At 67.3% G+C, this 2,763-nt stretch carries 2 protein-coding genes and 1 pseudogene; 2 read left to right on the forward strand and 1 reads right to left on the reverse strand.

What is annotated here, in order from left to right; all coding sequences use genetic code 11:
- Window positions 1-1,521, reverse strand: a 1,521-nt coding sequence (locus RDM88_RS12505) for a phosphomannomutase/phosphoglucomutase (RefSeq protein WP_308755155.1), incomplete at its 3' end; no start/stop codon positions are given.
- Between the two features lie 386 nt (window positions 1,522-1,907).
- Here RDM88_RS12505 and RDM88_RS12510 point away from each other — a divergent pair.
- Window positions 1,908-2,435 (forward strand): phosphatase PAP2 family protein, encoded by a 528-nt coding sequence (locus tag RDM88_RS12510; RefSeq protein WP_308755156.1) that lies wholly within the window; start codon window positions 1,908-1,910, stop codon window positions 2,433-2,435.
- A 4-nt stretch (window positions 2,436-2,439) separates the two neighbouring features.
- Window positions 2,440-2,763: pseudogene (locus RDM88_RS12515) on the forward strand (hypothetical protein); the annotation flags it as partial.

Below are 2,763 nucleotides of genomic sequence, written 5' to 3' on the forward strand. Positions count from 1 at the left end.
CCGGCCGAGCGGGGACAGGTCGAGCCGGTCGAAGCCCGCGAGCAGCTCCCTTACGACCGCGATGAGCCGGTCACAGTCGCCGGGGCGCTCCCCCTCGAGGTTGAGCGGCATGAGCGGGTCGTGCAGCGACAGCCGCAGCAGCACCCAGCCCCGGATTTCCGGGCCGGAAAAGGAGAGGCGCACCCCTTCGTAGGAGTTGGGCGCGACCGCGTAGCCGGCGGCCCGGGCGCGCGCCTCGAACTGGGCGAGCACGTCGAGCCCGTAGGCCTTGAAGTCGTCGCCGCGCAGGTTCATGCGGTATTCCCGCGTTTCAAACGCCGGGGGCAGCTTTTCGATCAGCGCGTCGATCTTTTTGCCCTCCCGCCTGGCGCGCGCCGCCGCGATGAGCAGCTTGACCGCCATGTACGCGCCGTCGTCGAGGTAGTAGTTCTCGCTGAGCGCGCCGTGGCCCGAGGTCTCGATCGCCAGAGGGCAGGAAATTCCCTCGGCGTTAAGGCGCTTTTGCTCGTTGATGACGTTTTTGTAGCCGCGCTTGAAGCGGTGGTGTTTAAGCTGGAGCGTGTTTTCCAAAAAGGCGGTCAGCCGGTCGGAGGTGACCGAATCGGTGACGATCGTCCCGCCCGGGTAGTCGGGCGCGAGGATGGCGGCCATCATCGCGATGATCGCGTCGCGGTTGACCTCCGAGCCGTCGGACAGCACCGCCGACATCCGGTCGACGTCGGTGTCGAAGATGATGCCCAGATCGGCGCGGCTTTCGACCGTCGCGGCGCGCACCGCCTCCATCGCCGCGGCGTTTTCCGGGTTGGGGATGTGGTTGGGGAAGGTGCCGTCCGGGTCGAGGTACCGACTGCCCGTGGTATCCGCGCCGAGCGGGGCGAGCACCTGCTCGGCAAAGAAGCCGCCCGCGCCGTTGCCCGCGTCGACCACCACATGCAGGCCCGCGAGCGGGTTCTCGTAGTCCTCCGCGCCGACGCCGAGGCGGATCTTTTCCCGCAGGCTGTTCGCGTAGAGGGAGAGCAGCGGGGTCTGCTGCACCTTGGAGAGGTCCGCACGGGCGGGCGTGAGGGAGGCGGCGGTGAGCAGCAGATCGGTGATGTCGCGGCTCTCCAATCCGCCGTCCGCGTCAAAAAACTTGAGGCCGTTGCGGTTGTAGGGCAGGTGGCTCGCGGTGATCATGACGGCGCCGTCGTACTGCGTCTCGGGAAAGACGATCGACATGAACATCGACGGGGTGGACGCGAGCCCGCAGTCGTAGGCCGCGGCGCCCTGCCCGGCGAGGCCCTCGAGCACCTGCGCCTTCAGCGCGGGCGCGGAGACGCGCGAGTCGTGCCCCACGCCGATCTTGAGGGCGGAGGGCGCGGCGTTCTTTTTCTGGGCGAGCCACAGGGCGAACGCCTGTGCGATCAGGTTGACGGCCTCTCCCGTCAGGTTGACATGCTGTCCCTCGACCCCCTCCGTGGCGATCCCGCGCACGTCGCTGCCGTTTTGCAGCCTGAGCATTGCTTCCTTTGCGATGGACATGGCTTCTCCTCCAGACACGATAGATTCTTTTCAGCGGGCGGCGGTCCAGACGCGCAGGCCGCGCATGACGCCGCCGTCCCGGCCATAAGCTGATAACAGGCCGCGGGCGCGCACCGTCCCGGCCATAACAGGCGCTCTGCGCCTATTATACCACAGCTGCAAGCCCTTTGGGCTTGTGCGCCGCAGGGCGGCGCGAAACCGGCTTCGCCGGTTTTGGCTATGGTGTAACATCCACACCGCGCGGCGCAGCCGCGCAAAGCCGCCAAAGGCGGCTTACAAACAGCACCGCTGTTTGTTGTGTGAATATTATACCATAAATCTCCCGATTGTCATTGATTGTTTTACGGTTCCCATGATAAAATAGAGGGACTGTAAGGAGGTGCGACATGGACCTGACCATTGTCCGGTGGGCTGCGGAACATCTGCACGGCCCCTTCCTCGATACGGTGATGCCCTATGTCACCGCGCTCGGGGACAGCGGATTCATCTGGGTGGTGATCTGCCTTGTGCTGCTCGCCCGCAAAAAGACCCGCCGCGCGGGCATCTTTTGCGGGCTGGCGCTGCTGATCGCCTATGTCTCGGGCGAGCTCGTGATCAAAAACCTGATCCAGCGGCCGCGCCCCTTCACCCTGCTGCCCGGCGTTTCGCTGCTCATTCCCCCGCCCGGCTCCTTTTCCTTCCCGTCGGGGCACACCGGGTCCTCCTTCGCCGGCGCGACCGCGATCTTCCTGCTCGACAAAAAGTGGGGCGTGCCCGCGCTCGTGCTGGCCGCGCTGATCGCCTTTTCCCGCCTCTACCTGTCGGTCCACTACCCGACCGACCTGCTCGCGGGCGCGCTGCTCGGGGTGGGGAGCGCGCTGCTCGCGCGCCGGCTCTGCCGCGGGCTGCCGCCCCGGACGCCCGGGGAGGGATGAGGCGGTGAAACAGATCTGCGTCACCCTCGGCGATCTGAGGCTTGAGATTCCCTGGGAGGGGCCGGCGCTCCTCTCCGACCTGCTCGCGCCCCACGGGTTTTCGCTGCCCTGCGGCGGCGCGCACACCTGCGGGAGATGCAGAGTGACCGCCTACGGCGAGCTCTCCCCCCTCTCCGCGGAGGAAAAACGGCTGCTCACGACCGAGGAGCAGCTCTCCAACGTGCGGCTCGCCTGCTGCGCGCGGGCGCTCGGGAGCTGCACCGTCTGCGCGCTTCCTCCCCGGCGGCCGCGGGTGCAAAAGGGCGGGACGCTCCCCGCCGCGGCGGGG

The organism is uncultured Anaerotruncus sp. (assembly GCF_902490045.1).
GTDB lineage: Bacteria > Bacillota > Clostridia > Oscillospirales > Ruminococcaceae > Anaerotruncus.